The 24,397-nt window shown below is 59.9% G+C and carries 22 protein-coding genes and 1 tRNA gene; 9 read left to right on the top strand and 14 right to left on the bottom strand.

The genetic code is table 11. The features are described 5' to 3' along the window. Positions 1 to 43: 43 nt before the first annotated feature. The 6 genes from hfq to dusB all read right to left on the bottom strand — a co-directional run bounded on the left by hfq (position 44) and on the right by dusB (position 7,969). Positions 44 to 526, bottom strand: coding sequence for an RNA chaperone Hfq (gene hfq, locus SAB01S_RS01180; protein ID WP_021225805.1), 483 nt, complete (start codon positions 524 to 526; stop codon positions 44 to 46). Between the two features lie 142 nt (positions 527 to 668). Further along, positions 669 to 2,039 carry a nitrogen assimilation response regulator NtrX gene (gene ntrX / locus SAB01S_RS01185; RefSeq protein ID WP_062731344.1) on the bottom strand — a complete coding sequence of 457 codons (1,371 nt, stop codon included), beginning with the start codon at positions 2,037 to 2,039 and terminating at the stop codon, positions 669 to 671. Continuing rightward, the gene (locus tag SAB01S_RS01190; RefSeq protein ID WP_062731345.1) at positions 2,029 to 4,284 is read right to left on the bottom strand and encodes a sensor histidine kinase; all 2,256 of its coding nucleotides are present in this window, start codon (positions 4,282 to 4,284) and stop codon (positions 2,029 to 2,031) included. The genes ntrX and SAB01S_RS01190 overlap by 11 nt, the downstream gene beginning before the upstream one ends. A 111-nt stretch (positions 4,285 to 4,395) precedes the next feature. Next, positions 4,396 to 5,841 (bottom strand): nitrogen regulation protein NR(I), encoded by a 1,446-nt coding sequence (gene ntrC / locus SAB01S_RS01195; protein WP_062731346.1) that lies wholly within the window; start codon positions 5,839 to 5,841, stop codon positions 4,396 to 4,398. Next, positions 5,841 to 6,950, bottom strand: a complete 1,110-nt coding sequence (locus SAB01S_RS01200) for a two-component system sensor histidine kinase NtrB (protein ID WP_062731347.1) — start codon at positions 6,948 to 6,950, stop codon at positions 5,841 to 5,843. Before SAB01S_RS01200 ends, ntrC begins: the two co-directional genes overlap by 1 nt. Further along, positions 6,947 to 7,969, bottom strand: a complete 1,023-nt coding sequence (gene dusB, locus SAB01S_RS01205; RefSeq protein ID WP_062731348.1) for a tRNA dihydrouridine synthase DusB — start codon at positions 7,967 to 7,969, stop codon at positions 6,947 to 6,949. The genes SAB01S_RS01200 and dusB overlap by 4 nt, the downstream gene beginning before the upstream one ends. Positions 7,970 to 8,088: 119 nt before the next feature. Here dusB and SAB01S_RS01210 point away from each other — a divergent pair, with 119 nt between their 5' ends. Continuing rightward, entirely contained in the window at positions 8,089 to 9,255 is a 1,167-nt protein-coding gene (locus tag SAB01S_RS01210; RefSeq protein WP_062731349.1) for a bifunctional 2-C-methyl-D-erythritol 4-phosphate cytidylyltransferase/2-C-methyl-D-erythritol 2,4-cyclodiphosphate synthase, read from the top strand. A gap of 4 nt (positions 9,256 to 9,259) precedes the next feature. Beyond that, positions 9,260 to 9,772 carry a CinA family protein gene (locus SAB01S_RS01215; protein ID WP_062731350.1) on the top strand — a complete coding sequence of 171 codons (513 nt, stop codon included), beginning with the start codon at positions 9,260 to 9,262 and terminating at the stop codon, positions 9,770 to 9,772. On the opposite strand, the gene SAB01S_RS01220 is transcribed toward SAB01S_RS01215, so the two are convergent. Then, positions 9,724 to 10,194 (bottom strand): type II toxin-antitoxin system RatA family toxin, encoded by a 471-nt coding sequence (locus SAB01S_RS01220; RefSeq protein WP_062731351.1) that lies wholly within the window; start codon positions 10,192 to 10,194, stop codon positions 9,724 to 9,726. The two genes, SAB01S_RS01215 and SAB01S_RS01220, sit on opposite strands and share 49 nt — an antisense overlap. Positions 10,195 to 10,201: 7 nt before the next feature. Then, the gene (lipA, locus tag SAB01S_RS01225; RefSeq protein ID WP_062731502.1) at positions 10,202 to 11,200 is read right to left on the bottom strand and encodes a lipoyl synthase; all 999 of its coding nucleotides are present in this window, start codon (positions 11,198 to 11,200) and stop codon (positions 10,202 to 10,204) included. Positions 11,201 to 11,207: 7 nt separating this feature from the next. Here lipA and SAB01S_RS01230 point away from each other — a divergent pair, with 7 nt between their 5' ends. Genes SAB01S_RS01230 through SAB01S_RS01240 form a run of 3 tightly spaced genes read left to right on the top strand, consistent with a single transcriptional unit; the run spans position 11,208 to position 12,919 of the window. Further along, positions 11,208 to 11,849 (top strand): carbonic anhydrase, encoded by a 642-nt coding sequence (locus SAB01S_RS01230; protein ID WP_062731352.1) that lies wholly within the window; start codon positions 11,208 to 11,210, stop codon positions 11,847 to 11,849. A gap of 15 nt (positions 11,850 to 11,864) precedes the next feature. Next, a complete protein-coding gene (locus tag SAB01S_RS01235) occupies positions 11,865 to 12,638 on the top strand; it encodes an NYN domain-containing protein (protein ID WP_062731503.1) in 774 nt (257 codons plus the stop codon). Then, complete coding sequence (locus SAB01S_RS01240; protein WP_062731353.1) at positions 12,638 to 12,919, top strand: acylphosphatase; 282 nt, start codon at positions 12,638 to 12,640, stop codon at positions 12,917 to 12,919. The genes SAB01S_RS01235 and SAB01S_RS01240 overlap by 1 nt, the downstream gene beginning before the upstream one ends. Before the next feature lie 12 nt (positions 12,920 to 12,931). Here SAB01S_RS01240 and SAB01S_RS01245 read toward each other — a convergent pair whose 3' ends face one another. After that, on the bottom strand, positions 12,932 to 13,213 hold the full coding sequence (locus SAB01S_RS01245) for a hypothetical protein (protein ID WP_157078241.1): 282 nt from the start codon (positions 13,211 to 13,213) through the stop codon (positions 12,932 to 12,934). Positions 13,214 to 13,499: 286 nt separating this feature from the next. Then, positions 13,500 to 15,185 (bottom strand): energy-dependent translational throttle protein EttA, encoded by a 1,686-nt coding sequence (gene ettA / locus SAB01S_RS01250; protein WP_062731355.1) that lies wholly within the window; start codon positions 15,183 to 15,185, stop codon positions 13,500 to 13,502. Between the two features lie 117 nt (positions 15,186 to 15,302). On the opposite strand from ettA, the gene SAB01S_RS01255 reads away from it, so the two are divergent. The 3 genes from SAB01S_RS01255 to SAB01S_RS01265 all read left to right on the top strand — a co-directional run bounded on the left by SAB01S_RS01255 (position 15,303) and on the right by SAB01S_RS01265 (position 17,322). Next, positions 15,303 to 16,676, top strand: a complete 1,374-nt coding sequence (locus SAB01S_RS01255; protein WP_062731356.1) for a M28 family peptidase — start codon at positions 15,303 to 15,305, stop codon at positions 16,674 to 16,676. A gap of 156 nt (positions 16,677 to 16,832) precedes the next feature. After that, positions 16,833 to 17,045 carry a hypothetical protein gene (locus tag SAB01S_RS01260; RefSeq protein WP_009821667.1) on the top strand — a complete coding sequence of 71 codons (213 nt, stop codon included), beginning with the start codon at positions 16,833 to 16,835 and terminating at the stop codon, positions 17,043 to 17,045. A 200-nt stretch (positions 17,046 to 17,245) separates the two neighbouring features. Further along, a tRNA-Pro gene (locus SAB01S_RS01265) sits at positions 17,246 to 17,322 on the top strand. Between the two features lie 95 nt (positions 17,323 to 17,417). Here the strand turns inward: SAB01S_RS01265 and pobA are convergent. Continuing rightward, entirely contained in the window at positions 17,418 to 18,587 is a 1,170-nt protein-coding gene (gene pobA / locus SAB01S_RS01270) for a 4-hydroxybenzoate 3-monooxygenase (protein ID WP_062731357.1), read from the bottom strand. Positions 18,588 to 18,851: 264 nt separating this feature from the next. Between pobA and SAB01S_RS01275 the strand changes: the two genes are divergently transcribed. Beyond that, positions 18,852 to 19,724 (top strand): helix-turn-helix domain-containing protein, encoded by an 873-nt coding sequence (locus tag SAB01S_RS01275; RefSeq protein ID WP_062731358.1) that lies wholly within the window; start codon positions 18,852 to 18,854, stop codon positions 19,722 to 19,724. A 302-nt stretch (positions 19,725 to 20,026) separates the two neighbouring features. Here the strand turns inward: SAB01S_RS01275 and SAB01S_RS17990 are convergent, their stop codons facing one another. The 3 genes from SAB01S_RS17990 to SAB01S_RS01285 form a co-directional block, all read right to left on the bottom strand. Then, a complete protein-coding gene (locus tag SAB01S_RS17990) occupies positions 20,027 to 20,665 on the bottom strand; it encodes a TetR/AcrR family transcriptional regulator (protein WP_083951070.1) in 639 nt (212 codons plus the stop codon). Positions 20,666 to 20,790: 125 nt separating this feature from the next. Next, complete coding sequence (locus SAB01S_RS01280) at positions 20,791 to 21,633, bottom strand: NAD(P)-dependent oxidoreductase (protein ID WP_062731359.1); 843 nt, start codon at positions 21,631 to 21,633, stop codon at positions 20,791 to 20,793. 128 nt (positions 21,634 to 21,761) lie between these two features. Continuing rightward, positions 21,762 to 24,224 carry a TonB-dependent receptor gene (locus SAB01S_RS01285; RefSeq protein ID WP_062731360.1) on the bottom strand — a complete coding sequence of 821 codons (2,463 nt, stop codon included), beginning with the start codon at positions 24,222 to 24,224 and terminating at the stop codon, positions 21,762 to 21,764. Positions 24,225 to 24,397 lie beyond the last annotated feature (173 nt).

Genomic DNA, 24,397 nt, shown 5'->3' on the forward strand with positions numbered 1-24,397 from the left:
GTCGAACGGGAGCATTGTCAATGAAAGGCAGATAGCGTGACGATCAGTCATCCTGCTCATTTTCGCCGGTAAGGTCGAGCGCATGGAGTGGCTGGACCGTCGAAATAGCGTGCTTGTAGACCAATTGAACCATGCCGTCGCGCTCCAGCAGCATGCAAAACAGGTCGAAAGCGGCAATCTCACCCTGCAGCATCACGCCGTTGACGAGGAACATCGTCACCGGGCTGCCGGATTTACGAACGGCCGACAGGAAGATTTCCTGCAACAGCTTCGGCTTGCCGTTGCCATCGCTGGACTTGCGCAGGTCGGTCAGGTCCATCGGCTGGGCAGGCATGACCGTCGAAATGGCATGCTTATACACCAATTGCGACTGCCCATCACGGCGCAGGAGCACGGAAAAATTGTCGAACCAGGTGATGATGCCTTGCAGCTTTACGCCCTTGACCAGGAACATGGTCACCGGGGTCTTGCTCTTGCGCAGGCTGTTCAGGAAAATATCCTGCAGATTGTTCACTTTGTCGGCCATGGTCGTCGCCAGTCCTATATTCTTGGCGGGACGTTACCCGCTCGTCGCGCCCTTAAGCAGGGCATCTTGCCTGCCTCCGCGGACCGGAGACCTATTAGTTTTACCGCAATTGCGAAGAGCCGTCCACCGGCAATCCCGCTCGCTAGTCCTTCTCTTCGGTAATGCCCAGCAACTTGAGCTTGCGATGCAGCGCTGATCTTTCCATGCCGATAAACGTCGCGGTTCGTGAGATGTTGCCGGAAAAGCGGCGGATCTGGATGCGCAGATATTCGCGCTCGAAACTTTCACGCGCCTCGCGGAGCGGTGCGCCCATGATCGCCGATTGGCCGATCCCCTCGCCTCCACCGTCACTTGTCAATTCGGACGGCAGCATATCAAGTTCTATCCGCCCGATCCGGTCCCCTGGCGCCAGGATCATCGTGCGTTCGATGACATTGCGCAGCTGGCGAACGTTGCCGGGCCATTCATTGGCCTGCAGCGCTGCCATGGCGTCACTGGCGATTTCGGGTGGAGGAACGCGACGGTCTGCCGCGAAGCGCGCGAGATAATGTTCGACCAGCGGCGGAATATCGTCGCGACGCTCTGACAATGGCGGGATCGCGAGCGGGACTACGTTGAGGCGATAAAATAGATCCTCGCGAAACCGCCGTTCCTCGATCTCGCTCGCCAGGTTGAGCGCCGTGGACGATATGACGCGCACGTCGACCTTGACCTGACGCTGGCCACCCACACGGGTGAAGCTCTGGTCCGTCAACACGCGCAATATCTTGCCCTGCGTGGTGAGCGGCATATCAGCGATTTCGTCGAGATAGAGCGTGCCGCCATGCGCCTGTTCCAGGAAACCGGGGCGCACCAAGCCGCTCGGATCCTCAATGCCGAACAGTTCTTCCTCGACCCGGTCCGGATCCATGCGCGCGGCGGCAACGATGATGAAGGGTGAATCGGCGCGTCCGCTCCAGCTGTGCAGCATGCGCGCGGCCACTTCCTTGCCGACGCCGGCCGGGCCGGAAATCAGCACGCGGCTACCCGTCCCGGCAACCTTCTTGATGGTGGCGCGCACGCCATTGATGGCGGCGGACGTCCCGGTCAGTTCATCATCCTGCCCGAAACGCGCGCGCAAGACCTGATTCTCGCGGCGCAGCCGTTCCGTCTCCGTAGCGCGCGCGACGAGGTGGAGCAGGCGATCGGCCTCGAACGGCTTTTCAATAAAGTCCGCCGCGCCCTTGCGGATGGCGGCGACGGCGGTGTCGATATTGCCATGGCCCGAAATCATCAACACCGGGACCGTCGGGTCGCGTCGCTTGATCTCATCGAGCAGTTCCAGACCATCCATGCGCGATCCCTGGAGCCAGACGTCGAGCAGCACCAGCGAAGGACGGCGGGAATCCAGCGCGTCGATCGCGCTGTCGCTGTTCGCGGCTGTGCGCGTGGTAAAGCCCTCATCTTCAAGCACACCCGCGACGAGGTCGCGAATATCCTCTTCATCGTCGACAATCAGAATATCAAGCGCCATGGGCCGTCACTTTTCCTTTTGGCAGCGCTGACGGCTGCCCCTCTTCCAATTTTTCCAGTGCCCCTGCGGCAAATCGCAGGGTCACGCATGCGCCGCCGCCTTCGGCATCGTCAAAGCGGATTTCACCAAGATGTTCTTCAACAATCTTCTTGACGATGGCGAGGCCCAGACCCGTGCCTTTGGTTCGCGTCGTCATATAGGGCTCCAGGATGCGATCCCGTTCGGGCGGCAGGCCAATGCCATCATCGCGAACCGTGATGACAATGTCCTCCCCGTCTTGGGAAAGCGCCATGCAGACATGCCCTCGCGGACCGCCCGTTTCAGATGCGGATTTAGGTTCAATGGCTTCAACGGCATTCTTTACTATATTCGTGAGCGCCTGCCCTAGCTGGCGGCGATCACAGACCAGTTCCAAGTCGCTATCGTCCGCCACATATTCAAATCGAATGTCGGGATGGGCCACTTCGTGGAGGAACAAGGCGTGGCGGGCGATGTCGCCAATCGCCTCGCGACGAAAGACGGGCTTTGGCATCCGCGCGAAAGAGGAAAATTCGTCCACGATCCGCCGAAGATCGCCAACCTGGCGCACGATGGTGCCGGTCAGACGGCTGAACGTCGCCTTGTCGCTGGTCACCTCATCGGCATAGCGCCGCTGGAGTCGTTCGGCGGCCAGCTGAATGGGGGTCAGGGGGTTCTTGATTTCGTGGGCGATCCGGCGGGCGACGTCGGACCAGGCGGCACGGCGTTGGTCCGACAGTTGCTGAGTAATATCATCAAAGGTGAGGATGTGGCGCGACGCATCGGCGGCCAGCTTCACGGCAAGGGTTCGAACATCCCCATGGGCGCGCACCTGCACGATGCCGGCGTCCTCACCCGACTCCACGAAATCCGCCAGTTCGGGAGAAATATCCGCCAGCCTCCGGCCGACCGGATCATCCTCCTCACCGACCAAAATGGCCGCTGCCGAACTGTTGAGGAGCAGGATCACGCCCTCCAGGTCGACTGACAGGACGCCTGCACTGACGCCCGACAGGATGGCCTCAATGAAGGCGCGGCGTTCGTCCAACTGACTATTGGCTGCCACCAAGGCACCGGTTTGCGCTTCCAGGCGCTGCGTCATCCGGTTGAAGGCCGACGCAAGCGTGCCGATTTCGTCGCGGCTGAGCGGACTGGTGACGCGGGCCGACAAATCACCTGCGGTAATGCGCCGCGCAGCCGTCACCAACTCATTGACCGGGCGCACCATCCAGTCGGCCACCGCCAGGGCGATATAGACGGCGATCCCGACCAGCAGCAATGAGCCGACGAACAAGGCCACGTTAAAGCGCAACTGAAGCGCGCGCGATTGCGCCGCGAACAGATCATAGTCGGCAATCACCTTTTGCGCCCGCTCCACATTGGAGAAGGATGACGTGCCGGCGTTGCGCGTGGCGTAGAGATAGACCTTGCTGTTGGGATAGAGCAGGGTCACGGCCTCGACCTGATTGGGGCGCGCCTGCACCACAATATCCTCCCCGGCCGCCAGTCGCCGCACAACGCTGGCTGGCAGCATTTCCGACACCGGGCGATTTTCCGGATCGACCGTCGCGGCGGTGCGGGCGATCCCGTCCTTCCCCACCTCGATAATGGCCGACCGGTTCAGCTTTCGCGTGACGACCTGGTAGATATAGCCTTCCGCAAACCGCGGGCTGGAGACGTCTGTCTGGCTCAGATAATCGCGAAGATCGCCGGCCATGGTCAGCGTCTCGTCGCGTACCTCGCGCAGATTCTGTTCATAATAGCCGCGCGCCAGGTCGCTCGCATTTTGCAGCATCCCCCTTGCGCTATCGGAAAACCAGAATTGCACACCATATTGGAACAACAGCGACGCGAAGATGACGACCAGCAACATCGGCACGCTCGCGACAATCGAGAATATTGCGACCAGCCGCACATGCAGTTGCCCGTCGCTCCCGATCGCCGACGCGCTGGCCCGGCGTTTGGCAACGCGGCGCCCGAGCAGAACCAGCAAGGCGATTGCAGGCACCAGGTTCGCGACGAGTAAAAGCGCGACGATCGGGGGCGTCAGCAAGGTGTAGGATTGACCGTTGCCCGAAAGCAAATGGTAGGTCAGCCCCGCCATGCCCAGAAATAGCGCGAGTGTGACCCCTTCCACCAACGCTGCCAGACGCCCGCCGCGCAGGAAGGCCGGCATCAGCCTCCGCCACGCTGCGGCCCGCCTGGGGAGGATATTCGCGCCGTTCATAGTGGCTTTGTTACAACAAGCCCGTGCCCGTTCAAACACAGTATTTCATCGGAGCGCCGTCGCTGGTCGATGCCACCCGTCACTTCGTCCTGCCAAGGGATCTGATCAGAGTCAGTCGCCCATGCGAAGCTGCAGGGGATCAAGGCCGTAATCGGTCAGCTTCTTGCGCAAGGTATTGCGATTGATACCGAGCAAGCCGGCAGCCCGGATCTGGTTGCCATCCACGCTGGACAGCACCTCTTCCAGCAGGACCGGCTCTACCACTGCGAGCAGATCATCATGTAGCGCCCGTTGCGGCCGGGTTATGCCGATACCCAATTGCCGCTTGGCCCAGTCCCGGACCGCATGCACCAGTTGATCGGCCGGCGCGATAGTGTCGGCGGGCCCATGTTCGATCGGCAGCATATGCCGTAACATGTCGGCAGTGATCACATTTTCCCGGCTCAGCACGGACAGTCGCTGCATCATATTCTGTAGTTCGCGGACATTGCCGGGCCAATGCCATGCCATCAGCAATTGCGCTGCGTCATCGGCCAGCGCCTTGCGGGGAAGGCCATCCTGCGCGGCGCGGTCCAGAAAATGGCGCGCCAGAAGCATTACATCCTCTCGCCGTTCACGCAGAGGCGGGAGCGCGATCGGGACGACATTCAGCCGGTAGTAAAGGTCCTGCCGAAAACGCCCATCTTCAATCAGTTGCGGCAGATGCTTGTTGGTCGCCGCGATGATTCGGACGTTCACTCTGACCGGCTTTGAGCCACCCACGGTCGTCACTTCACCCGATTGCAATACGCGCAGCAGGCGCGTTTGCGCTTCCATCGGCATGTCGCCAATCTCGTCGAGAAACAGTGTGCCACCCTGCGCCTGTTCAAATTTGCCGGCAGTCCTGGCATGCGCCCCGGTAAAGGCGCCCTTTTCATAGCCGAACAGCTCCGCCTCGATCAGCTCGCGCGGGATTGCGGCCATGTTGATCGCAATGAAGGGCTTGGTCCGGCGCTTCCCCAGGCTGTGAATCGCTTCAGCGACCAGTTCCTTTCCGGTTCCCGATTCCCCCAGCACCAGGATCGACAGGTCGTTGGACAAAACGCGCGCGATAGTGCGATAAACCTCCTGCATCGCGGGCGAACGGCCTACGAGCGGCAATCCATCATGGGGCAGGTCACCCTGATCGTCCGCTCCTTCTGCGGCAGCGCGCGTGCCCAGCGCGTCGGAAACGGCGCGCGTGAGTTCGTTCAAGTCGAACGGCTTGGGCAGATATTCGAAGGCGCCCTTTTCGGTCGCGCGGATCGCGGTGTTGAGCGTGTTCTGTGCTGAAAGAATGATGACATTGAGGTCAGGGTTGCGTTCTAGAATATCGGCTACGGAGTCCAGTCCGTCGCCATCAGGCAGCATGACGTCAGTGATGAGGACGTCGGGCGAAAAACTGTCCATCAGGGCGGCGCGTTCGCGAATGGACGCGGCGGTCTTCACCTTATGCCCCTGCCGCCGCAGCGCTTCGCCGACGACGACGCAGATCGCGGGATCGTCATCGACGACCAGGATGGCGCCCGACGCCCTCATTATGCCATTCCCATCGGGAGCAATATCCTGAAGCTGGACTCTCCAGCTTCGGTATCGCGCGCATATTGGACGAAGCCGTTCATGTCGCGCACCAGCTTGTCGACCAGTGCTAGGCCGAGCCCCTGCCCGTCCCGCTTCCCGGTGATGAACGGGTTGAAGAGATGGTCGAGGATATGCTCAGGTACGCCCGGACCATTGTCGATGACTAGGATTTCGATCGGCAGCACCGCGCTGCCCCTGCCACTACCAGTCACGACCGAAACGCCATGGCGGAAAGCCGTTTCGACCCGGATGACTGGCTTTGCCACATGATCCAGGGCTTCGGCTGCATTTTTTAGCAGGTTGATCATGACCTGCACCAGCGCATCGTCATTGATCGTGGCAAATGGCAAAGATGGATCATAATGTTTTATGATATTGATATTTTTGGCAAATCCTGCGGCCGCAATTCCAGCGGCGCGATCAATCAGCGGGTAGATGTTACCGGGGCGGCATTCCAGGGTACGATCGGTGGTGAAATCCTGCATCCGGTCGATCAATGCCGCGATCCGATCCACTTCGTTGCAGATGAGCTGCGTCAGCGCCGCATCGCGCCCGTCCTGCCCGGATTCCAGCAGTTGCGCCGCGCCGCGAATACCTGACAGGGGATTTTTGATCTCATGCGCCAGGATGGCGGCCGCCCCCATGGCGGACCGCGCGCCACCGGCCGACCCGCGATGGCCGATCTTGCGCGCCTGGCTTTGCGCGTGGATCGACACCACGCGCCAGCCGTCATGATCCACGATCGGAGAGATCAGCAGGTCGACTTCCATTTCCGCCGTACGGCCGGCATGAACCTTGATGTCATAGGCCGCGACTGCCTTGCTGCTATGCCAAATATCGAAACGCGCGCCGGCTTCGGCGATCCGAATGGTGCGCGCCACGTCGCTGCCGATGATCGCGGAGCGCGCCATGTTGAGCAGCGTCTCGGCGCGGACATTGGCGTCCGCGATGCTGTTGTCCGGTCTGACGATCAGGGTCGCGACCGGCAACGCGGTCATCTGCTCCGCCAGCGATGGTCCGTCCTGCGCGACGCGGAGCGGCGGGACCGACGTCAGGGCGCTGGTCATGCCGCCTTGCGCAGATCCGTCGGACCCAGACCGCTGGCGATGAGCGGTTCATAGAAGCGGGCGAGCATATCGAGCACGTTGTCGGCATCGGGCTCTTTGTTGACGGCGTTGCGGAATTCCGCCGATCCCGTCAGGCCCTTAGTATACCAGCCGATATGCTTACGCGCCATATTAACGCCGGTATGCCTGTCATAATGATCCAGCATTGCGAGATAATGCTCTACGATTACGCGATATTGTTCCTCGAGCGACGGATCGGGCAAACGCGTTCCGTCCGTCAGCCAGGCCATGACCTGACCGATCAGCCATGGACGGCCATAGGCGCCACGCCCGATCATCACGCCATCGGCACCGCTCTGCTCCAGCGCCGTGTCGGCGTCATCGACTGAACAGATATCGCCGTTGACGATGACGGGCAGCTTCACCGCATCCTTGACCTTGCGGACAAAGGCCCAGTCGGCCGACCCCTTGTACATCTGGTTGCGGGTGCGGCCATGCACCGTGATCAGCTTTGCGCCCAGATCCTCGGCGATATGCGCCAGTTCCGGCGCATTGAGGCTGGAATGATCCCAGCCCATGCGCATTTTGACGGTCACCGGCACATCCACCGCCTCAACCGTCGCCTTGATAAGCGACGCCGCGAGCGGGAGGTCGCGCATCAGGGCGCTGCCGGCGTCACCATTGACGACCTTCTTGACCGGGCACCCCATGTTGATGTCGATAATGGCCGCGCCGCGATCGGCATTGAGCTTGGCGGCTTCGGCCATTTCCTTGGGTGAACAGCCGGCCAATTGCATGGACACCGGTTCCTCCAGCGGGTGCCAGGCGGCCTTTTGCAGCGACTGGCGGGTTTCACGGATCATTGCCGCCGATGCGATCATCTCCGTGACGTTGAGGCCCGATCCGTAGCGGCGCACCAATGTCCGGAACGGCATGTCGGTGACGCCGGTCATCGGCGCCAGAACGACGGGCATGTCGATGGTCACCGGACCGATGGAGATGGGAGAGAGCCTGCGCATGATCTTTACTTCATAATGTGCCTAAAAAACAGGCAGCCTGTAGCGGAATTGGCAGGGTCCGACAAGCGCCGTGGCCTGTCCCCCTTCCGAACGCTCGCCGGACCGGCTATGCGCCGCGCATGAGCTTATCCCCCAAAGTCGCGGCCCTGATCGTCGCTGCTGGTCAAGGCAGCCGCATCGGCGGACCTTTGCCGAAGCAATATCGCGCCATTGCGGGCAAGCCCGTCCTGGTGCACGCCCATGATGCGCTTGCCAGTCACAAGGCGGTCGACGCGATTTTCGTTGTCGTCGCAACGGGTCGGAAGGATGCTGCGCAGGCGATGCTCGGCGCGGATGTTCAATTGGTCACGGGCGCGGACAGCCGCCAAGGGTCGGTATATGCCGGGCTGGAGGCAATAGCCGTGGCGGGCGGCGCGGACGTCGTCCTGATCCATGATGCGGCCCGCCCCTTTCTTCCCCAGTCGGTGATCGATCGGCTTTTGGATGCGCTGACGGAAAAGCACGGTGCGATTCCGGTCCTGCCTGTCTCCGACACGCTGGTGCGCGGAGCAAGCGATGTCATGGCCGATACGGTGGATCGCGCGCAATTATATCGGGTCCAGACGCCGCAAGCCTTTCGCTTTGCGGCCATATTTGACGCGCATCGCGCTTGGGACGGAGCGCGCGAAGCGACCGACGATGCCCAGATCCTGCGCGCCCATGGTCATGACGTCATGTTGGTGCGAGGCGATGAAAGGCTTGGGAAATTGACCTACGAACCGGATTTTGCCCGTGCCGAAGCCATGCTCGCGCCCGCAGGGGTCACGCGCGTGGGTATGGGATATGACGTGCATCGGCTTGCCGAGGGCGAGCCCCTGTGGCTGGGTGGTGTTCTTGTTCCCCATGATCGCGGTCTGGCCGGCCACAGCGATGCGGACGTCGCCCTCCATGCGATCGTCGACGCGGTGCTGGGCGCGCTGGGGGATGGCGATATTGGCAGCCATTTTCCGCCATCCGATCCGCAATGGCGCGGCGTATCCTCCGATCGCTTCCTTGCCCACGCGCGCGACCGGGTGGCGGCGCGTCGCGGCCGGATTGACCATGTCGACCTGACCATCATCTGCGAAGCGCCCAAGATCGGTCCGCACCGCGACGCCATGCGTCAGCGGATTGCGGACATTCTGGCCGTGCCGCTCGACCGGGTCAGCGTGAAGGCCACGACAACCGAGCAACTGGGTTTTGCGGGCCGGCGCGAAGGCATCGCCGCACAGGCGGTTGCCACCCTCTCCCTCCCCGCGCTATCCTGACGCCATGCCCGATACCGTCCTCCCGGCCCAATTGGTCGAACTCGCCGAAAAGGTCATCATTGCCAACCGCCGCGCCGGACGCACGGTGGCCGTAGCCGAAAGCTGCACGGGCGGCCTTGTGTCCGCAGCACTGACCGAGATCGCGGGTTCATCCGACGTGTTTGAGGCAGGATTTGTCACCTATTCCAACGACATGAAGGCGGAACTTCTCAAGGTCTCGCATGATGTGCTGGATACGTTCGGCGCTGTGTCGATCGCCACCGCCTGGGCGATGGCGCAGGGCGCGCTGAAACAAAGCCATGCCGATGTCGCCGTCGCGATCACAGGAATCGCGGGACCAGGAGGCGGCACCGAGCAGAAGCCGGTCGGCACGGTCGTCTTCGCGCGCGCCGAACGCGGCGCCAGCCCGGAAAAGGTCGTCGCCGACATGCGGCATTTCGATAATGACGGCCGGGGCGGCGTCCGCCTTCAGGCGGCGCTGTGCGCGCTGGAACTGCTGCTGCCGGGCGAGCCGTAAAGCGCGGCAGCGCGCTCTTCGAACGCGCCGATCATCTTGCGCAGCGCTTTGTCGAAAAACTGCCCGGCCAGCATTTCGAAGATGCGGTTCTTGAATTCGAACTCCACCTCGAAATCGACCAGCACGCCGCCCTGCCCGTCATCGCGAAATTGCCATTCATTGTGCAGATGCTTGAGCGGACCGTCGAGATAATCCACTCGCACATGATCGGGCCGCTCCTTGAGCACCCGCGAGGTGAAGCTTTCCTTGATCCCCTTGAAGCCGACGATCATGTCGGCGACCATTTCCGTCTCCCCGTCCTTGCGCACGCGGATCGCGCTCACCCAAGGCAGGAATTCGGGATAGGCCGCCACGTTAGACACCAGGTCGAACATCTGGGCAGGCGTGTAAGGAAGATGACGCGTTTCGTTGTGACGGGGCATGGCGCAGTCAGGCTTTCGCCGCAGCCTTGGCAAGCTGCGCCTCACGCGCCGCCTTCATCTCGGCGAAATCCTTGCCGGCATGATAGCTGGACCGGGTGAGCGGGCTGGACGCGACTTGCAGGAACCCCTTGGCGCGCGCGATGCCGGCATAGGCGTTGAATGCGGCAGGCGTCACAAACTCCATTACCTTGGCATGTTTTGGGGTAGGCTGGAGATATTGGCCCATGGTCAGGAAATCGATGTCGGCCGAACGCATGTCGTCCATCACCTGATGCACCTCCAGCCGCTCCTCGCCCAGTCCCAGCATGATGCCGGACTTGGTGAAGATAGACGGATCGAGTTTCTTGACCGTCTCCAGCAGGCGCAGCGATGCATAATAGCGCGCGCCCGGCCGGATGGTCGGATAGAGGCGCGGCACGGTTTCCAGATTATGGTTATAGACGTCCGGCCGGGCAGCGACGATCATTTCCACCGCCCGCTCATGCTTGTTGCGAAAATCGGGCGTCAATATCTCGATGGTCGTGTTCGGCGTCGTACGGCGCAGGGCCTCGATCACCTTCACGAACTGGCTCGCACCACCATCGGGCAGATCGTCGCGATCGACCGACGTGATGACAATATGCTCCAGTCCCATCTCTGCGCAGGCATCCGCTAGATTTTGCGGTTCGTTGGGATCGACCTTGCGCGGCATGCCAGTCTTGACGTTGCAGAAGGCGCAGGCGCGGGTGCACACGTCCCCCAATATCATGACCGTCGCATGCTTCTTGGTCCAGCACTCGCCGATATTGGGACAGGCCGCTTCCTCGCACACGGTTGCCAACTTCTTGTCCCGCATCAACTGGCGCGTCTCATTGTAGCCCTTGCTGGTCGGGGCCTTGACGCGAATCCAGTCGGGCTTGCGGGCGCGCTCGGGCTGGGCCGGCGCCGTCATGGGGGAAAGCTCGTTCATGGGCACCAGATAGCGATGCGGGCCCGCTCTTGCCAGTGCAGAGTTTGTCAGGCACATCGTCGCCATGATCGACTTTGCCGAAATGCTGGCGGGCTACCGCCGTTTCCGCGAAACCGGCTGGGCGCAGCAGCGCGAACGCTGGGATGAACTCAATGAAGGGCAGAGCCCCCGGGTGATGGTGATCGCCTGCTCCGACAGCCGGGTCGACCCCGCACAGATTTTCGACACAAGTCCCGGCGAAATCTTTGTCGTGCGCAATGTCGCCGCGCTCGTCCCGCCCTTCGAAACGACGCCCGGACGCCATGGCGTATCGGCCGCGCTGGAATTTGCGGTACAGGTGCTCAAAGTTGGCGAGATCGTGGTCATGGGCCATGGCAAATGCGGTGGTTGCAAGGCCGCGCTGAGCGGTGATCTGAAAGGCGCCCCCCCGGGCGAGGGCGGCTTCATCCACAACTGGATCGAACTGCTGGATGACGCTCGCGAGACGGTCTTGGACCATTATGGCGAGCGCCGCGACCGGGAGGTTGAACGGGCGATGGAGCAGCAAGGCGTAAAGGTGAGCCTCGCCAATCTGCGCAGCTTCCCCTGCGTGCGAGAAAAGGAAAAGGCGGGAGAGCTAAAGCTCATTGGCAGTTTCTTTGCAATTGCAGACGGGCAGCTTCACATATTGGACGAGGCAAGCGGCGCCTTCACCCCGGCTGCCTGACACAAGGATATGGCCATGGCAACGCGGCAGGAAGGGCGCGGCAACATCGCGCTGCTGATCGATTCCGATAATGCGTCGGCGGCCCATTTCGATTCGGTGATGACCGTTCTCGCCGAACTGGGGACCGTGAATATTCGCCGTGCCTACGGCAATTGGAGCAAGACCACGCTGAAGGCATGGGCCGCGCTGTCGATCACGCAGGCGATCGAACCACAGCAGCAGTTCGACTTGACCAAAGGCAAGAATGCCACCGACATGAAAATGACCATCGACGCGATGGACCTGCTGGCCAGCGGGCGGGTGGATGGCTTCGGGCTGATGTCCAGCGATAGCGATTTCACGCCGCTGGTGACGCGCATCCGGCAAGATGGCATTCCCGTCTATGGTTTTGGCAATGCCAACACGCCTGAAGGGTTTCGCCGCGCCTGCACCCGTTTCATCGACGTCGCTGCGCTGGAACCGGCTGAGGTCCCGGCGGCCAAATCGCCACGCAAGAAAGAAACAAAGCCGGTGGCGGCCAAGACAAAGGCTGCGACCGCTTCCGAAACCAAGGCCAAGCCGATTGACGAAGAGGTCGTCAAGCTGCTGATCGATGCCTATGACGCGGTCAAGCGTGACGAACATGGGTTTGCGGCGTTGGGAAGTGTGGGGCAGCTCGCCGGCAACCGTTCGAGCTTCGATACGCGCAACTATGGCTATAAGCGCCTGTCTGATCTCATCCGCGACGTGCCCAATTTTACGGTCGAGGTGCGCGAAGGCGGCCAGACCTGGATCAAGCGAGTCCATTGATGGCCCGCGTCGCGCGCCGCCTGACGATCACGGGACAGGTGCAGGGTGTCTGGTATCGTGCATGGGCCGTCGAAACGGCACGGGACCTTGGCTTGACCGGATGGGTACGCAACCGCTCCGACGGCAGCGTGGAAGCCGTGGTCGAAGGGGACGAAACCGTGATTGAGCGGTTTATCAGCTTGGCACACATCGGATCGCCCGCCGCGCGGGTGGACAGGGTTGCGATCGACGATGTTGCCGATGGCGGTCATCAGGACTTCACCAAACGCACGACTGTTTAGGGTCGTCTCGCCTCAGGCTGCGTGCTCCAGCAAGCGCGTTAACCTCGCTCGCATATCGTGACGTTGCATTTGGTCCTGCCGATCGTTTAGCCCTTGATCGATCACATGACGGATGGCTGCCTCAAGCTCCGCGATGCGCGCGTCACGCAGGGCGAGCCCAATTTCATCGTCTGATTGATTGGCGACCACGCGCTCCTCGACGAACCGTTCCATCGTGTCCCATGTCTCGAAAAGCGAGCCTTCCGAAGAGGAGGCAGGTCTTTCAGCGGGGAGCGAGGCGGGCGAATATGTCATGGCTACCGCTGTAGCTACATAATACGGTCGCCATATGACAGCACATAAATCAACAATTTAGCCGATTAATGACACGCATTTAGCGCTCGAACAATCGATGCCGCGCCCGTCTACTCGGCGGTCAGCATAACGACAAAAAAAGGGCCGGTCATGTGACCGGCCCGAAAGTTTTTAGGAGAGGATGCCTGAAAGGCAGTCGAGATATGCGATGGTAGCGTCACCATCGCAAGTGCGAAAGAGTGAGGAGCGATTGCAAAATATGCAATCGCTCCTCGATGGCGAAAAATCAGCGCGTCAGTTTCTTGTAGGCTAGGCGCGTGGGACGATCGGCCGCGTCGCCCAGGCGACGGCGCTTATCCTCTTCATATGCCTCGAAATTGCCCTCGAACCATTCGACATGGCTGTCGCCTTCAAATGCAAGAATGTGCGTGGCGAGGCGATCGAGAAAGAAACGATCGTGGCTGATCACCACGGCGCAACCGGCAAAATTCTCGATCGCTTCTTCCAGCGCGGCCAGCGTTTCGACGTCCAGGTCATTGGTCGGTTCGTCGAGCAGCAACACATTGCCGCCTTTCTTCAGCATCTTGGCGATATGAACGCGGTTGCGTTCACCGCCCGAAAGCTTCCCGACATTCTTCTGCTGGTCCTGCCCCTTGAAGTTGAAGGCGCCGACATAGGCACGGGTCGACATATCGTGGCCGTTGACCTTCACATAATCGAGTCCGTCCGACACTTCCTCCCAGACATTCTTGCTGGCATCCAGATGGTCGCGACTCTGGTCGACATAGCCCAGGCGCACGGTCGATCCGACGTCGATTTCCCCTGAATCCGGCTGCTCCTGGCCCGTGATGAGCTTGAACAGCGTGGATTTGCCCGCGCCGTTCGGACCGATAACGCCGACGATCCCGCCAGGGGGCAGCATGAAGGACAGGTCTTCGAACAAGAGCTTGTCGCCATAGGCCTTGGAAATACCCTTGGCCTCGATCACCTTGCCGCCCAGACGCTCGGGCACCTGGATAACGATCTGCGCCTTGCCGGGCGCGCGATTTTCCTGCGACGCGACGAGTTGCTCGAACTTGGCGATACGCGCCTTGGACTTGGCCTGGCGGCCCTTTGGCCCCTGCCGGATCCATTCCAGCTCGTCGTTGATCGCCTTCTGCCGGCCGGTTGCCTCCCGGTCTTCCTGCTCCAGACGCTTGGCCTTCTTCTCCAGATAGGTGGAGTAATTGCCTTCGTAGGGGAAATATTTTCCGCGATCGAGTTCCAGAATCCAACCGACGACATTGTCCAGGAAATAACGGTCGTGGGTGATCATCAGCACCGCGCCGGCATATTCCTTGAGGTGGTTTTCCAGCCAGGTGACGCTTTCGGCGTCGAGGTGGTTGGTCGGCTCGTCAAGCAGCAGGATGTCAGGCTTCTGGATCAGCAGGCGGGTCAGCGCGATCCGGCGCTTTTCACCGCCCGACAGGCTTTCCACGCCCCAATCCGACGGGGGGCACCGCAATGCTTCCATCGCGATTTCGAGCTGATTGTCGAGCGTCCAGCCATCGGCCGCGTCGATCTGCTCCTGCAATGTGCCCATTTCTTCCATGAGCGCATCGAAATCCGCGTCCTCCGGCGGATCGGCCATGATCATGCTGATCTCGTTGAAGCGATCCAGCTTGTCCGCCATCTCGCGCGCGCCGTCCTTGACGTTCTCCAGGACCGTCTTGTTCGGGTCGAGCTGCGGCTCCTGCGGCAGATAGCCGACGGTGATATTCTCACCCGGCCAGGCTTCACCCGAAAAATCGGTGTCGATGCCGGCCATGATCTTCATCAGGGTCGATTTGCCCGCGCCGTTGGGACCGACGATGCCGATCTTGGCGCCGCGATAAAATTGCAGGTTGATCTGGTTGAGAACGGGCTTCGCCGCGCCGGGGAAGCTTTTGGTCATGCTCTTCATGACATAGGCATATTGCGATGAGGCGGACATGGGTGCGCGCTGCTCCGAAAGTCTAAGGTAGAGAAAAAGCGGATCGGAAAATTTGCGCCGGGTTAGCGGACGCGGAACATATTGGCAAATAGGGGAAGGCCGGTTACGCCCTCACTTATGCAGAAAATCCGATCGGGCACGCTGGCCGCCCTGCTCCTTGGCAGCATCTTCACCCCTTCCCTGTCTCTCGCTGCGCCTGCGGACAGCGACGCGATTCGGGATGCGGCGTTGAAGGACGATGTGGCGTGGAACTTTACCGAGGGGCTGACGACGGAAGTCGGCCCCCGCCCCGCAGGCACGCCGCAGGAAGCGCGTGCGCGCGACTGGGCAGTGGCAAAGCTCAAAGCGTTGGGTTTTTCCAATGTCCGCGCCGAACCATACACCATGCCGGTCTGGCTGCGCGGGCGGGACGAAGCACGCATTCTGTCGCCCTTCCCGCAAAATCTGGTGCTGGCTGCTCTGGGCAATAGCGGATCGACCTCGGACAAGGGCATCGAGGGCGACATCGTCTATTTCCCCAGCATCGACGCTCTGGAAGCTGCCCCCGCCGCCAGCCTGAAGGGCAAGATTGCCTTTGTCGACCATGGCATGGGCGCGACGCAGGATGGCTCTTCCTATGGCTATTATGGCGCCGCGCGGCGCCAGGGTCCGAGCATTGCGTCGAAAAAGGGCGCGATCGCCATCCTGATCCGGTCGATCGGCACGGATCATCATCGCGTCCCGCATACCGGCGTGCAAATGTGGGCGGATGGAGCTACGCCGATCCCGGCCGCAGCCCTCTCCGTGCCGGACGCGGAACAGCTGGTGCGGATCGTCAAGCGGAGCCAGCCGGTGAAGGTGCATCTGACACTGACGTCCAGAATGTTGAGGGATCAGCCATCGGGCAACGTCATCGCCGAGATTCCGGGCAGCGATCCGGCCGCCGGCGTGGTGGTGGCCGCGTGCCATCTCGACAGTTGGGATCAGGGCACCGGTGCGATCGACGATGCGACCGGCTGCGGCATCGCCGCCGCCTCCGCGCTTCAGGTCGCAAAAGTGGGCCAGCCACGCCGCACGATCCGCATTCTGATGGCGGGCGCGGAGGAGGTCGGTGGCGACGGCGCCCGCGCCTATTTCAAGGCACATGGCGCCGAGCCTCACGCCCTCGCCATGGAATCGGACTTTGGCGCTGACCGTGTCTGGCGCGTCGATTTCAAACTGCCGCAGGGACATGACGATCTGGCCAAGCGGATTGCGGTGGCGCTCGCGCCTCTTGGGATTGGCGCCGGCCGGCAGGAAGCGGGCGGCGGCGCAGACATAGCGCCGCTGGTGAAGGCGGGCGTGCCCGTGATCGATTTGCAGCAGGACGGCACCCGCTATTTCGATCTGCACCACACCCCGGACGATACGCTGGACAAGGTCGACCCGGAACAGTTGAGGCAGAATGTCGCCGCTTGGGCAGTAACGCTGAACCTGGTCGCCAATGCATCAGAAAGCATGAGCGCTAACTGAACTTTTATAGTAGACAACACCCCGTCGCGTGATTCTGCCACTTCACCGACTTAGAAAAGCATTGATTTGTGCAGCGCACACGTTAATGCGGGTCGCTCGCGTAGGGTCACTCTGTAACGTGCCAGACGCGGCATAATGCTATGGGAGCCGTACACAATGAAGAAGATCGCTGTTGTTTTCGCTTCGGCCAGCCTGATGGCCCTCGCCGCTTGCGGTGAGAAGCCGGCCAACGAGACCGCGAACGCTTCGAACGCTGTCGTCGAAAACGTTGTCGAGAACGCCATGAACGCTTCGGACAACGCTATGGACGCCGCGAATGTCGCCGACAACGCCGCGATGAACGCGATGAACGCTTCGAACGCGATGTAATCTTCGCATTAGCGAGATTTCAGAAAGGGCGGGTCCTTCGGGGCCCGCCCTTTTTCGTGGTGCGGGACGGCAGATGTCGGAAGGGCTTTGGGTGTTTACGGACGCGGCCCCAGGCCCCCCGTCGAATTTTCCTCAATCCACGATCTTTCAGTGAAGACTGATTGACGGCTCGCCTGTTTCCCAGCTAGGGGCCACGCAGTCGGGGAGTGGCGCAGTCCGGTAGCGCGCCTGCTTTGGGAGCAGGATGTCGCAGGTTCGAATCCTGTCTCCCCGACCATTTTAGACGCCAACGGCCAATCTTCAGCGCGTCTGCTCTTTTTCAGATTGCCTATATTCTAGTAGCCGGTCCCCTGAACGGAAACGCTGCGCGCCTTAGAGAGGCAACCCAACATAATTTTCCGCAATGGCGGTCTGAGCAGCAATAGAGTTCGCAATATAGTCGAGCTCAGCGATCTGCATCCGCCGATCAAAGGAGTCATCGTCGGGGAAGCGATGCATCAGCTTAGTCAATTGCCATGAGAACCGCTCGGCTTTCCAGACCCTAGCCAGCGCCTTGTTGGAATAGTTCGCTACAGCATCAGCATCACGCCGAGTGAACCAAGCGATGAGCGACTGGGAAAGATAATGCACGTCCGACATGGCGAGGTTCAGCCCCTTTGCGCCAGTGGGCGGCACGATATGCGCACTGTCGCCGGCAAGCATCAATCGCCCGTGGCGCATACGCTCGAACACGAAGGAACGAAGCGGGGCAATCGACTTTTCGAGTGCTGGCCCGCGTGTCATATGGGCGGCTGCCTCCGGCCCCAAGCGAATGGCCAATTCATCCCACAAGCGATCGTCTGACCATCGTTCCACAGCCTCATCCGACGGCACCTGGATATAATAGCGGCTGCGCTTTTCAGACCGCATCGAGGCCAAAGCAAAGCCGCGTTCATGATTGGCGTAGATTAACTCATGGTTGCATGGCGGTACGTCTGCGAGAATTCCGAGCCAACCAAAAGGGTAGATTTTTTCATAAGCCTTTGCCGCCGATGCGGGGATCGCGCGGCGGGAGGCACCGTGATAGCCGTCACATCCGCATAAAAACTGGGCATCGATCCGATGGGCCACGCCGTCCCTGTTATAGGTGAGATAAGGCGCGTCAGTTTCCACATCATGCAGCGCCACGTCGGAGGCTTCGTAAATGATCTCCAGCCCGCGATCAGGCGCGGCGTCCATCAGGTCCCGAGTGATTTCCGTCTGGCCATATACCATGACTGGCCGACCGGTCAGCGCGCCAATATCTATGCGGATCAGCCTTTCGCCATCGGCCAGATTGAACCCGTCATGCAGCAGTCCTTCGGCATGCATCCGGGCACTCAAACCCAATTGGTCCATAAGGTCGGTGGTCGTGCGTTCCAAGACGCCCGCGCGAATACGGCCGAGCACATAGTCAGCTGTGGCCCGTTCAACAATGACGACTTCAATGCCCTGCGCACGTAACAGATGGCCCAGCATCAATCCCGCAGGCCCAGCGCCGATAATCGCTACTTGCGTTTTCATGATGCTTCTCTCCCGCCAAATTTTGATGGTCGGAAGATTGCCGTGCAGCTGGTTTCGACGACATGGTCAGATCAGCAAAATATATGGACGATTAGTCAGGCCGTGTCGTGTCAGCAAACGACCACCCAAACAGGCAACAGTTGCGGATATCGCGATGAAAAACTAGACTATTTCATAGGGATTAGCAAATTTGTTGGGTCATTTTTTGCCAATCAAGGGCTCTTGCGGGGAACAGACGGCAGGTCCATAGATGGACTATCGCTCATGTCGACCGCGTCTGTCCCCAGCTTCTATCTTTACGGCGAACCGCAGCGGGATGTGGCCGAAGGTTTTGTGCATGTGGAAAGCCTGGATGATCGTTCAAGGCCGAGCGAATGGACGATCCGGCCGCATATCCATCGTGATCTCAACCACTTCATCCTCATCGCGCAAGGCGGTGGCGTCATGCACGCTGAAGCGGCGGAGTTGCGGTTTGAAGCACCCTGCCTGTTGATAATTCCAGCTGGCATTATCCATGGTTTCAGCTGGCATCGGGAATCACGAGGGCATGTGTCCACGATTGCCGAGCCCTATTTGCGCCATCTTGTTTCGCGTGATCGTGACCTGGCACCGCTTTTTGCCCAGCCGCATGCCGTGATTCTCCCGTCTGAGGAGGCGACTGCAGCCGAACACATCATGGAGGTGATGGCGAAGGAGACAAGCTGGTCCGGCTCTGGTCAGAGGGCAGCGGTTGAATCTGCGCTGCTTGCCCTGATGGTCATCGCGCTTCGCCAGGGTCATCTGCGTGTGGCGCAGTTGCCAAGAACGAACCGCCAGGCAGAGCTCGTAGCACGCTTGCGGGAACGAATTGAGGAGCGGTTTCGCCTTCGTGAACAAGTGAAACTGCATGCCAAGGCGCTTGGGACCAGCGTAAATGCGCTGCGTCAGGCATGCGCCACAGTGGTCAATATGTCGCCGGCGAAAATGCAGGACGATAGAGCGCTGCTGGAAGCCCGCCGTCTATTGCTCTATTCCGAATTGTCTGTGGCCGAAGTCGCATACGCGATCGGTTTTGACGATCCGGCCTATTTTTCGCGCTTCTTCGCTCGCCATGTGGGCCAGCCTCCGCGCGCATGGCGGTTGGCTCGCTTGCGATAGCGGCGGTCACATGTACAAGAGTTAGTTCACCTATCGCGTGTACACGCCATCGCGGAGGTTATCTGGAGGAGATGTTGGTGGGCCCGGCATCTCCTTAAAATAACAAATAACCATTTAAAAATATTACATATTATTCATCCCCTTGCCGACGGTACCCCAATGGATACCCCTATCACCACGTGACTGGCTTTAATGCTTTTTTTCATTATGCTTCACTCTTCTCCATTCAGTAAGTACAGCATGGCCAACAAATGGACGTTATACAGGGTGAAGCAATTGAGCATGAGGGTGATGAAGGCCGATTAGTTACGAGCAAAGGCACGGAGGAAAATATCCCGTACCTCATTCACATCAGAATCAATAACTTCATCGCGATAGATTTCGGTTGACCCAGACAGCAAGAAATCCTCGACTTTTGATATGCAAAGACCTCTCAATGCCTGGGCTAATCTTAGCGGGTTGCCTTCGCGTAATGAACCACAGCTCATGGCTTTGGCGAAATAATTGGCGAGTATCTTGTTGGTAACTGACTGTACTCGGGCATGATAAATTTGACCAATCTCCGGAAATCGGGCTCCCTCGCCTACGACCAATCGGTATAAGGATAAGGCATCTGCCGACGTTACCGTTTTCAGGAAATTAAAGCAAAAGCGTTCGACCGCCGTGGCGACATCCTCAGAGGGATCAAGTATCAAGCAAAGCCGTTTGTGATACTCGGAGGTTGCTTGGTCAAGGACGGCGGTAAACAGCTCTTCTTTCGAAGGAAAATAACGCCACAAGGTGCTCTTTGAGCCACCGAGCGTTGCAGCTATTCCTGACATGGTAGTCTGGGCATAGCCATCCTGCAGAAAGGATCGGCGAGCCACGGCAATGATGAACTGCCGTCGATCGGACTGACGCTCTTCCCTTCGAGAAGGCACTCCCTTAATCTTGGACGGCATAACCACAACTACAAGTTCGCCCTGGGATCAGAAAGGATAGGTCGCGGGTAGTAGGATAATCAATACAAAATCGCGCTCGTAAAGCTTTGTCCTCGAAACCTTATTTTCTGCGAATTTTTGACAATCTAGCTCTCACAGATTGCGAGCAGCGTTTTCTTGATCAGCGTCTTGGTATGGCTGGTGATTGGCGACGGGGCATCGGCAACAGCCGCCAGCTCTTCGGCCAGCGCAAGGTCCTTTTCGCCGATGCCGGCCTGGCTGGCGAAAAAGGCGCGACGGGCGGCGTCTCCCGGATTATTGCGAAAATCGATGAAACCCGCCATGGGCGGGGTGAGATTGCCGTTGCGCTTCATCACGGTCAGCAGCTTGTCCATCGGCACGCCGGACGCCTCCGCCACATTGGCGACTTCGACACCTAGCATGATACCACACCAAGATACGAGATTGTTGCAGATCTTGAGGGCCATCGCCGATCCGAGCGGGCCGATATGCATCGTGTTCGTCGAAAAGGCGTCCAGTACAATCTGGACGCGCGCGGCGACGGATTCATCGCCACCCGTCATGCAAAAGACGAACGGGCCGTTCTTGGTCATTTCAGTGCGCGTAACTGGCGCATCGATGACATCGACACCCACGGTGGCAGATCGTTCGGCTATCTGCTGTGCAGTTTTGGGCTTGATCGTGCTGTGGATGAGCAGGCTCGCCCCCCGCTTCATTACAGGCAGCAGCGCATCAACACATTCCAGCACCTGCGTGTCGTCCCGGACACAAATGCCGACGGCGTCGGCGTCCTTGCCTACCTCCGCTATGGAGGCGGCGAGCTTCGCGCGGCCCTCGAATTTCGCCAGCGCATCGGGAAATACATCGTAAACAGTCAGGTCGAGCGGCAATTTGGCCAACTCCCGCGCCTGATCGCCGCCCATGCTGCCGAGGCCGATGAACCCAATTTTCCTGATACTATCTGTCATGAAATATCCCTCAGGCTTCGTCCAAGTTCGCGAATGAGCTAATCACTCCGAACGTCTTTCGTAAATCCCCGACGGGGTCCGCCTGACCGCCAAACCATTGCGGGAGCGCCAAGGCCGACAGGTCACGCCTAGCTTTTCGGCCCGAAACGAAAGGTGGCGCCGATGCCCCATGTGAAGGGATCGCCGATATAGTCGATCGCCGTGCCCAGTGTCGGCAACTGATCGGCGAATGCGCGGGTCACATATTTCTTGCCGCCGATGTTGCGGCCGAATACCGACAACTCAAGATTGGGATCTTCGATCTGCAGCGCGATACGCCCATTAAAGAGCCCGTATCCCGAAATGGTGTTGATCCGGTTGGCGATGGCGACCGCATCACGATAAGCCTGCGGACGACGCGGATCGGCGGTGAACAGACCGAAATTCTGTCGACCGATATAGGCGTAGTTCACGTGGATCGAGAGTTCCCCGACCGAAGTGGCGAGTTTCTGGGTCACCGAGATGCCGAACTGCTTTTTGGGCATCTGCGGCAGAGCCTCGCCGCTGCGGACGACCGAACAGCGGACTGAACCCGCAGCGGTGCCAGCGACGCAATCGGACACATTGGCGCCGGCGACGGGGACGAACTGCTGCTGCTCAACGAAGGTACCGGCGACATATTTGCCGTCGAGCAAGGCAAGATTGCCGGAGACCAGCATTCCTCCCCAAGGAACAGCGCTTATTTCGAGTTCGCCGCCATAGACACGCGCGTTACCCGAGTTGCGGAGGAATTGCGTGGTTGTACAAGCGAGCGCGCCCGGTGGAGTGATGCAATCGGAAGCATTGCGCTGCACCTCAGACTGCCAGGAATGGAAAGCCGCGGCATTGATACGCAAACGGTTATCCGATGTACTGAACTTGACGCCGAGTTCAACGTCCCTGACCTTCTCCGGCTTGAACGGCGGCGTCGCGGCCGAACCATTACGCATGTTGAAGCCGCCGGCCTTCGATGCGGCGCTCGTTTTCACATAAGCAAACAGGCCGTCGGTGATCTCCACATCGATGCCTGCCGTCCAGGCGGGATAATCATATTTGACCGAACGCGGTAGGCTGCAAGGCGCAATGAAATCCGGATTTGAGAGCAGTTCAGGCGCGCAGCTATTAGCGGCCAGATTCGTTCTGTTCAGCAGAACAACCTCTCGCTTATCCCATGTCCAACGGACGCCTCCTGTAAGACGGATCGTATCGGTCAGACGGTAATAGCCCTGGCCGAACAGGCCGACCGAGATATTCTTCACTTTGCCGTAATTCAGGCTGAAACCGAAATTGGGTGCCGGGGCTGCGGGGGTAAAGGAGCCGAACGTCTGCGCCACCGACGATTCACGGCCGCTTTCTGTCGAATAATAGCTGCCGAGAATATAACTGAACCGATCGCCAAGCTCTCCGGACAACTGAAGTTCCTGGGAGTATTGATCGGACTTGTAGGCACTTTCGGCCGCCAGAATCTGAGCAGGCGTACCATCGAGTTCGTTCAGACCTATTGCGTTGCTGTAGCGATAGGCAGAGATGGATTTCACCGTAACAGAACCGATTTCGCCATCTATCGTGAGATTGCCGCCATAAGCTTCCAGCCTGTTATAGGCACTCCGGCTGCCCGCGGTCAGAAACCCATAATTGGACCCGACCGGCGGATTGGTGCTGAATGGAATGCCATAGGCATTATACCAATAGGCTTTGTTGTGCAGATATGCCGCAAGAGGGGTTGCGGCGTTGATCGCGCCGATTGCCGCGCTGGCGCCCGGATTGACCGCTGCGAGGCCGACGAACTGACCATGATCCTTGATGATATTGTAGTCGCCGCTGAGCGTCGCGGACCAGTTGCTGCCGGCGGGCGCCCAACGCAATTTAGCACGGGCATAATGGCTGTTACGGTCCTTCAATTCGCTGTTCGAGGTCACATTGCGGGCGTAGCCGTCGTGATCCACGAAATCATAGACGAAGCGCGCCGCCAATTCATCGCCCACCAATGGTACGTTGAGCACCGCGTCGATATTGCGATAATCATAGTTGCCGCCTTGAATGCGGAACTGTCCTTCGAAATCGCCCGTAGGATTGACCGTGACGATGTTGAGCGCGCCGCCGGTGGTGTTGCGACCGAACAACGTGCCCTGGGGGCCGCGCAGGACCTCGACCCGCTGGAGGTCGATGAGATCGGCCGAACCCTGCGAAGGACGCGGAATATAAACCCCGTCAACATAGGTCGCGACCGAAGGGTCGTTGGCGACGCCCGGGTTCAATGCCGGCATGCCGCGAATGGAGATATAGACGAAACCCGAACCGCCCGGGGCGCCGGTCGCGATCGACAGGCTGGGCGCGGTGCGCTGCAGACCAGCCACATCGCCGACCTGCGCCTGTTTGATCATTTCAGTCGAAAGAGCGGTGACGGCGACCGGCGTCGTCTGGATATTTTCCTCGGTCCGCCGGGCGGTGACCACGATGTCCTCTATTCCCACAGAACCGATCTGATCCGCCGCCACCGCCGGCGCAGCGGCCGTGACAAAAACCGACAAGCTCGCCAAGGCGCTTGTCCGAAACCATTTCTCTGAAGCCATATTATCCCCTCCCAGAGCCATTGCATACGGGCAGGACGTTTTTCTATCTCTACCCATCCCCATCGACGGCTAGCATTGGCAAGGAGCCCGGAAAACCGGCTTCCGCGCCATGTCCTGTCTGCGATCAAACCAATGTCCGCTTCGCGATGCTTTGGAATTTTTCGACCGTCGGG

Origin of the sequence: Sphingobium abikonense NBRC 16140, from assembly GCF_001598335.1 — a bacterium.
In the GTDB taxonomy this organism is placed as follows: domain Bacteria; phylum Pseudomonadota; class Alphaproteobacteria; order Sphingomonadales; family Sphingomonadaceae; genus Sphingobium; species Sphingobium abikonense.